Source organism: Anaerotignum sp. (genome assembly GCF_031981185.1).
GTDB lineage: Bacteria > Bacillota > Clostridia > Lachnospirales > Anaerotignaceae > Chakrabartyella.
The window spans coordinates 45324-53387 of the sequence record NZ_DALYUL010000018.1 but is presented as its reverse complement, the minus strand read 5'-3'; the positions used below and the strand labels follow the sequence as shown (position 1 = coordinate 53387).

Sequence of the window (8064 nt, the reverse complement as noted above, 5' to 3'; positions counted from 1 at the left end):
AGTCACGGACTTCTCGGTCTTTTGCTCCGCAAAAGGGCGCAAACAGAGAGAAGCCTTCTAAGCTCGTTAGAGTTTTCTCTGTTTGTTGCCAAATTTCTACGCTTTTATGATATAATTACGAATAAGCAAAAAATCGAAAGAGGAGAATTTCTTTATGAAACTGCAAAAATTACTTAGCTACGTGCGTCGTGCCGTAGATGATTACAATATGATTGATGAGGGTGACAAGATTGCCATTGGTGTTTCCGGTGGCAAGGACAGCATCTGCCTATTGTTAGCCTTAAAACACTTACAGCGGTTTTATCCCAAGCATTTTGAGATAGAAGCAATTACCGTTTCCCTAGGGCTTCCAGGAGCTGTGTATGATGATATTCAGGAATTGTGTGACAAAATTGGCGTGCATTATACCGTTGTTAAGACGGATATTGGTCAAATTGTTTTTCATGAAAGAAAAGAGCCAAATCCATGTTCACTATGTGCCAAAATGCGCAAAGGCGCCTTAAATGATGCAGCAGAGAAACTGGGCTGTAATAAGGTGGCATTAGGGCATAATAAGGATGATGTGGTTGAAACCTTTTTTATGTCTTTATTTTATGAAGGCAGAATCAATTGTTTTGCCCCTGTGAGTTATTTGGACAGAAAGAAGATTTATTCCATACGTCCATTAATGTATGTTCCGGAAGGGGAGGCAAAGAGCTTTGTTGTGAAAAGCGAAATTAATATAGTGAAAAATCCTTGCCTTGCAGATGGAAATACAAAGCGACAGGAAACAAAGGAACTTTTGGCGGAGCTTTCCAAAAACTATGATAATCTTCAGGAAAAAGTATTTGGTGCCATCAAGCGTTCCAATTTAAAGGGATGGAATGGGGAGATATAATCCATGTCGACTTATCATGAGAAGTTAAAAAATATAGAGACCATACGACTTCGGGAGATTCAAAAAGAGCTACCACCTTTTCTGGCGGAGTTTTTCCGTGGAATTGCCCAAACCACATCTACAAAAACAAGATTAGGATATGCCTATGATTTACGTATCTTTTTTCGCTATCTTTTTGAGGAGCATCGAACCTTGGGAGGGATAGAACGAGGAAAGCTGGCGGTGGAAAGCTTGAATGAAATTACCTCGGATGATATTGATTGCTTTATGGAGTATCTTTCTTATTATATCAGGCCTGATTATGAGAACCCTGAGAACGGTGCAGAACTACACAATGATGAAAAAGGTAAGTCTCGGAAATTGGCAGCAATTCGTTCTATGTACAAATACTATTATAAGAAGAAGAAGGTAACAGCCAATCCTGCCACTATCGTGGAAACCCCTAAAATTCATGATAAACAAATAATTCGTCTGGATGTGAATGAAATGGCGGATTTTTTGGATGCCGTTGAATCAGGAGGGAAGCTTTCGGATCACCAAAAGGTGTATCATGAGCGAACAAAAAAAAGGGATTTAGCTATAACGACGCTACTTTTAGGAACCGGCATGCGCGTTTCCGAATGTGTCGGCATAAATATAAAAGATATAGATTTTAAGAACAATGCTATAAAAATCATTCGCAAGGGTGGAAATGAAGTTTTCCTCTATTTCGGAGATGAGGTACAAACGGCACTACAGGAATATCTGGAAGAAAGAAAGAATGCAATAACAAAGGAAGAGAATGAGGACGCATTGTTTCTATCTTCCCAAGGAAAGCGGATTACGGTGCGGGCGGTACAAAATTTAGTTAAAAAATATGCTTTGGGTGTTACGATGAAAAAAATATCTCCCCATAAACTGCGAAGCACCTTTGGTACCAATTTGTATCAGGAGACAGGGGATATATATTTGGTGGCTGACACCCTAGGGCATGCTGATGTAAATACCACCAAAAAGCATTATGCGGAAATTGAAGACCAAAGGCGGCGGAAAGCTGCATCATTTATAAAGCTAAGAAAGGATTGACCCTATGTTGGAACAAAAACTGGATATTCAAAAAATTTCAAAAAAATTTAGAGAGCATAAGGCTGAACCAATATTCAAGCTTCAGCGGTATGCAATTTTAGCTTTGATTACGGAAAAAAACGGTGAACTATGTTTTGTATTGAATAAACGTGCACCCGGTGTACGGCAACCGGGAGATATCTGCTTTCCCGGCGGGCACCACGAAGTGGATGAAAGATTGGAACAGACAGCATTGAGAGAGACGGAGGAGGAGTTGGGCATCCCCCAAAGTGAAATTTCCATATTGGGAAAAAGTGATTATATGCTTACCATGTATCGTGGCGTTATTCAGCCGTTTTTGGGCTATGTATGCTATGAGGTGTTGCGAAACTCTCAACCAAATCCCGACGAAGTAGCTGAAATTTTTACTGTACCTATATCCTTTTTCATGAAGACTCCACCGGAAATTCACGATATGGTTTGGGAATCGGTAAGGCTGGATAGCTTTCCTTATCACCGCATTCAAGGGGGGCAGGAGTATCCTTTTAGTAAATGCCATATTCCTGAGCTATTTTATGAATATAAGGGCCATACTATTTGGGGTTTTACAGCTCAAGTGATTCAAAATATTGTTGTTCTTTTGAGCGAGAAATAAGCGCCTGGTTGGTAAAAAGGGAATGCATGTTTATAAGCAAAAAAAATAAGTCCTATTGTTTGGCGAAATCTCCTTGCAATAGGAACTTTTTTTATTTTGTTTCTTTTCCTTTAAATTTTTGCTTACGTACTTTATCTTCTGCGGTTTTAGATGCTTCTCGTTCTGCTTTAGATTCCAACATTTCAGTGATGTCCTCTGGCAGTTCAAGGGTAATGCGTCCAAGCTTGCCACCTCTAAATTCATCCAACAAAATTTTCGCGGTACGTGCCAAATCAGGTTCGCCGCCCTTTAGTTTAAAGCTTCTTGCTTCTGCAATTTGTCGTAGCACCACATGAGGTTCCTCGGCGGTATCAAAGGAAATTTGATATCGTTTTTTGATGGCTTCTGCATTGCGAAGAAGTAGATGGTCTAGGAAGGATATAGCTAAAGTTTCTGCATCTAAGATATCATCATTGATTGCACCGGTAAAGGCAAGTTTTAAGCCCACTTCTTGATCTTCAAATTTTGGCCACAAAATACCGGGTGTATCTAATAGTTCGAAATCCTTTTTCAACTTAATCCATTGTTTTCCTCGTGTTACGCCGGGTTTATCTCCCGTTTTTGTCATTGCCTTTCCCACATACTTATTAATGAATGTAGATTTTCCAACATTGGGAATGCCTGCAATCATGCTGCGGATAGGCACATTAATACGGCCTCTTGCCTTTAGCTTTTCTATTTTTTCTTGCATCAGGCTTCTTGCGGCGTCAGTAACCTGATTCATTCCTGTTCCCTTTAGGGAGTTCATTTGAATTACACGAAATCCTTGCTTTTCAAAATAATCTGTCCAAATTGCAGTGGCTCTATCGTCTGCCAAGTCACATTTATTTAGAAGAATAATACGATGCTTATTTTTTGCCAAAGTATCCAAATCGGGATTTTTGCTGCTATAGGGGATGCGTGCATCCACCAGCTCAATCACGATATCTACCAGTGAAATGGTTTCTTCCATCATACGACGTGTTTTGGTCATATGTCCAGGGTACCATTGAATATTCATAATTATTTGTTCCTTCCTTTAAGAAATCGGTCCGAATCCGTCAAAGGGAAATAAACGGAATATGACCTTTCCGTATAAATTCTTTTTTGCAATTGGCCCGATGGATTCCCTTCGGCTATCCGAGCTGGCATTTCGGTTATCGCCCATTACAAAATAGCTTCCGCCAGGCACGGTAAAGGGATAATCAATATCACCTTGTGTCATAATTGGTTCATTGATATAGGGCTCTTCAATCAGCTCATCATTGATATAAAGATAGTATTCTACATTTTCGCTATCTCCATTCCAAACAAGATCAATGACATCTCCAGGCAAACCAATTACTCGCTTGATAATTTTTTCCTTTTGACCATCGGAATTCAACTGACATATTACAATATCTCCTTTTTTAGGGGATGTTATAGAAGTAGCTAATTTATTGACAAATACCAAATCTCCATGGTGAAAGTTCGGCTCCATGGAGGAACCCTTTACATAAACTGTTCCCATTACAAAGGTACGAAGCACAAAGACCAAAGCCAGTAAAAAAAGCAATTGTACCCAAAAGGGATACTCTTTTTTCTTTTTTTCTGGAATTTGTTCTTGCGCTTCCATGGTGCTTTGTTCCTCTTGATCCATCCGTTGTCTCCTCCTGACATGTGTGCATTTAGACGCAAAAATCAAACTTTGAAACTGTGTTTGATCAGTATCCATCTGTGTTTTTTTCGTAGGCGACAAAGATCTTTGTCGCCTACGAAAAAAACCTCGATGAAACAGTTCCACCGAGGTAAATTTTTTATCTGAGTACTTCTTTTACTTTTGCTGCTTTGCCAACTTTGTCTCTCAAGTAGAAAAGTTTTGCACGTCTAACGATACCGCGTCTTACAACATCGATATGGTCAATTCTAGGGGAGTGCAAAGGCCATGTTCTCTCTACGCCAATGCCAGAAGCAATACGTCTTACTGTAAAAGTCTCTCTGATGCCGCCGCCCTGTCTTTTAATTACAACGCCTTCAAACATCTGAAGTCTTTCTCTGGTGCCTTCCACAACCTTCGCGAAAACACGAATTGTGTCACCAACATTAAAAGGAGTAACTTCGCTTTTCAGCTGTTCTTTTTCCAGTTCTCTAATAATATCCATTTTATTTCCTCCTTCCTACAAAGATGTTCTTGATGCCATCCCTTTGATGCATCATTGGACCATCCGTAATCACAATTCAGAATTATAACATAATCCAGAAAGGTGTGCAAGCATTTTCAAGCGTTTTATCCCATATTTCAAAATTTTTCATATATATTATACCCAAATATGGCAGATGGCAATACAAGGAGGAAGTGTTGCCATGGAAAATGCCGTTGTAAGCATAACCATCTTTGAAGAGGTTTCTACACCAACACCATAACGACCCACAACCATAGGGACGATGGCGGCAGAGGGCAAAGCCAAGGAAAGAAAATACACAGCCTTCATCAACGGTTGAAGGGGAATAAAATAAATAAAAATAAAGGCCAAAATGGGCATTAAAATCATTTTGGAAAGGCTGGCTTCTAGAGATTTTTTATCCTTCAATAATAATTTAAGACCACTGTTTCCTGTTAATGCGCCTATGTAAATCAGAGAGAGAGGCGTGGAAATGACCCCCAATGATTTGATTAATTCTTGAACAAAATCGGGGATGTACCCCATCAGCCCAACAACTGAGGCAAAAAGACCCAACAAAATGGAGGAAATATTGGGGTTGATTGCACCTTTGAGTAAGGTGCGAAGCATTGTTCCCAAGCGTTCCCCTTTAATTCCTTTAATGATATATAACCCGATACTCCAAACATAAAGATTTAACCCTAAAACGCTGGCAGACATATACACAACGGCTTCTTCTCCAAAAAACATTAAAGCAATGGGAAAGCCGATGAAGGCATTATTTACGGAGGCGCCGGTAACCTCCAGCATATTCAGAAGTTCTTCCTGAAATCCGCGAAAGCGGTAGTATTGCCGAAGAATTCGCCCGAAAAGGAGCATACTTATAAATTGTAGGCCTACCATGAGTGCAAAATTTGTCAGCATAGCATGTTCCACCTTGGTATTGGCTAAGGTAGTGAACAACATGGCTGGAATGGTAAAAAATAGGACGATGTTTCCTATTCCGATGGTCATTTCCCCATTTAAAAACTTTTTGCTACTGCAAATATAGCCCACAGCCATTAAACCAAATAACACAAAAAATTGACCAAACATATTTTTCTCCTTTGTACCTGATAGGCGTGATGCAATACCCATATACTTTGTTTTATGTAGCTCATCAGAGCATATTTTAAATGCCGTTTTAATTATTTTACATTCAGTTTTATAATAACAAAAAACCTAGTAAATAGCAAGGAATACAAAAGTAAGGTATGAATCAAGGAGATTACCATAAGAAAAGAAAAGACATATAAACTTTTATAGAGCAAATTGCAAAATTTGTTAAAAAATATACAAAATTTAGAAAAAACCTTTCCATTGATTCAAATTAATGGTATTTTATATGTATTAGAGTGGAGATGTTTTCGTATGCTTGTATGAGAGGGCGCACAGTTTGCGTAATAATGATATAGGGGTGATAACCTTGTCTCAGTTTACAAAAAAAGCAATTCGTGAGAATTTTTTAAATCTTCTTTTGAAAAAATCTTTTGATAAAATTACGGTGAAAGATATTGTGGAGGCATGTGAAATTAACCGCAATACTTTTTACTATTACTATAAGGATATTTATGATCTAATGGGAGATATTTTTCAAACGGAAACAAATAAGGTTTTAGAGGAACAGGAGAGAGGTGGTAGCTGTTATGAAGAGTTTCAGCGCATTGCCGCCTTTATTACCAGTTATAGAGGATCCATTATCCATATTTATCACTCTAAAAGCCGAGAGGTTTTTGTGGGGCACTTAAATACTGTGTCAGAAATTATTTTGCAAAATTACATTGAGCAGCTAAGAATAGATGGAGAAATTGCTCCAGAAAATAAAAAATTTGTATGCGATTACTATCGTTTTTCGGTGGTAGGCATGATTATTAATTGGATCAAAAGCGGTATGGAAGAAGATTCTCAAATTTTTATTAGAAAGATGTCTGATATTTTTGAGAATACCGTTGAGATGGCATTAAAAAGCTTTACATACAAAGAGAAAGGCCATTGATATTTAGACAAAGTTTGAGAAGTGCCCAAAAACTGTGCATTTCTCTTTTTTTATCCATACTAATCCCAATGGTACAACGGTAAACTGAAAAGAGCAGATACTGGAGGTGTTGTCTTGAAAACAATGAGCAAAATAAAAATCATATCTTGCATACCGGCTCTTTTATTCCTATTATTTGGGGTCTGCTTTTTCTTTTTTGGACAAAGAATAGGGTTAAATATTTTATATAATTTTTTATGTGCCGTTTTTATTGGATATGGAATCATAAAATTTTTTTGCTATTTTAGTAAAGATACGTATCAACTGGCATTCCAGTTTGATTTTGCCATGGGGATTTTTTATCTTGTGATAGGTTTATTATTCTATTGCTTTAAACAAGAAGTGCAGAATAATTTTTTGAATATTATTGGATTTGCTGTTTTCATAGATGCTGTTTTAAAAATTCAAACCTCCTTGGAAGCAAAGAGGTTTGGGATGGAAAAATGGTGGAGTATTCTTATACTGGCGGTTTTTACTGCGTTGGGCGCAATCCTTTTTGTTGTACCACCTATGGAAAGGTTATTAAAATATGGGCTAATTTATATTTTCAATCTAAAGTATGTCATGGGTTTAATCTTTTTTTTAGAGGGGTGCTTAAACCTTTGGGTTGTGATTTATACAGTGAAAGAGGTTACCTAAGGAATGAATGGGGCGGTATTTCATTAACAAAAGCCTATCAGTTTGGCAATAAAATCATAAAGGGGAGGAATTACCATGGGAACATTTTCACACACAGCGGGAAAGCTGGCGTTCAGTACAGCCATACATAGAGTATTGAATTGTCCGGAGGAGGAACGGGAAAAAATGATTCTTAAACTCCTTAACCTTGCAGAGAATTATATGTCTGGGGAGAAATTTGATGTAAATTTTGATGATTTCAGAGAGCTAGTTTGTGATAAGGATGCAACATTGTATGGATACATAAATAGGATATTTGAAGAAGTCCATCCAAACGTGCTCAAAACAACAGCAATGAATTTGGTTTTTGAATCATTTTTTTACAGCACCAAAACGACTAGAAAAATGCGGGAAAAGCATCAGTGTAATGTTCCTTGGGTAATTCTTATGGATCCAACCAGCGCTTGTAATTTGCACTGCACCGGATGCTGGGCTGCTGAATATGGGAACAAGCTAAACCTATCCTTTGAAGAAATGGATGGGGTGATAGAGCAGGGAAAGGCCTTGGGAGTTTATTTTTATATGCTGACAGGGGGAGAGCCCCTGGTAAGAAAGGCTGATATTATCCGTCTGTGCA

Annotated in this window: 10 protein-coding genes; 6 read left to right on the top strand and 4 right to left on the bottom strand. The window is 38.1% G+C overall.

The window, feature by feature from the left end:
• The first annotated feature begins 154 nt into the window (after positions 1-154).
• From RTK36_RS11210 to RTK36_RS11200, 3 genes are read left to right on the top strand one after another with little or no spacing between them, the layout of a single operon-like run.
• Entirely contained in the window at positions 155-877 is a 723-nt protein-coding gene (locus tag RTK36_RS11210) for a tRNA lysidine(34) synthetase (RefSeq protein WP_312047245.1), read from the top strand.
• 3 nt (positions 878-880) lie between these two features.
• The gene (locus RTK36_RS11205) at positions 881-1942 is read left to right on the top strand and encodes a tyrosine-type recombinase/integrase (RefSeq protein ID WP_312047243.1); all 1062 of its coding nucleotides are present in this window, start codon (positions 881-883) and stop codon (positions 1940-1942) included.
• Positions 1943-1946: 4 nt separating this feature from the next.
• The gene (locus RTK36_RS11200) at positions 1947-2576 is read left to right on the top strand and encodes an NUDIX hydrolase (protein ID WP_312047241.1); all 630 of its coding nucleotides are present in this window, start codon (positions 1947-1949) and stop codon (positions 2574-2576) included.
• Between the two features lie 91 nt (positions 2577-2667).
• Here the strand turns inward: RTK36_RS11200 and ylqF are convergent, their stop codons facing one another.
• From ylqF to RTK36_RS11180, 4 genes are all read right to left on the bottom strand, one after another.
• On the bottom strand, positions 2668-3615 hold the full coding sequence (gene ylqF, locus RTK36_RS11195) for a ribosome biogenesis GTPase YlqF (protein ID WP_312047239.1): 948 nt from the start codon (positions 3613-3615) through the stop codon (positions 2668-2670).
• Between the two features lie 18 nt (positions 3616-3633).
• Positions 3634-4233: a signal peptidase I gene (lepB, locus tag RTK36_RS11190; RefSeq protein ID WP_312047236.1), complete on the bottom strand. Its 600-nt coding sequence runs from the start codon at positions 4231-4233 to the stop codon at positions 3634-3636.
• A 157-nt stretch (positions 4234-4390) separates the two neighbouring features.
• A complete protein-coding gene (gene rplS, locus RTK36_RS11185) occupies positions 4391-4735 on the bottom strand; it encodes a 50S ribosomal protein L19 (protein ID WP_312047234.1) in 345 nt (114 codons plus the stop codon).
• Positions 4736-4891: 156 nt separating this feature from the next.
• Positions 4892-5830, bottom strand: coding sequence for an AEC family transporter (locus RTK36_RS11180; RefSeq protein ID WP_312047232.1), 939 nt, complete (start codon positions 5828-5830; stop codon positions 4892-4894).
• Positions 5831-6200: 370 nt separating this feature from the next.
• Between RTK36_RS11180 and RTK36_RS11175 the strand changes: the two genes are divergently transcribed.
• The 3 genes from RTK36_RS11175 to RTK36_RS11165 all read left to right on the top strand — a co-directional run.
• Entirely contained in the window at positions 6201-6770 is a 570-nt protein-coding gene (locus RTK36_RS11175) for a TetR-like C-terminal domain-containing protein (RefSeq protein WP_312047229.1), read from the top strand.
• 123 nt (positions 6771-6893) lie between these two features.
• Complete coding sequence (locus tag RTK36_RS11170) at positions 6894-7448, top strand: DUF308 domain-containing protein (RefSeq protein WP_312047270.1); 555 nt, start codon at positions 6894-6896, stop codon at positions 7446-7448.
• A gap of 75 nt (positions 7449-7523) precedes the next feature.
• On the top strand, positions 7524-8064 hold a 541-nt coding region (locus RTK36_RS11165), incomplete at its 3' end, for a radical SAM protein (protein WP_331655024.1).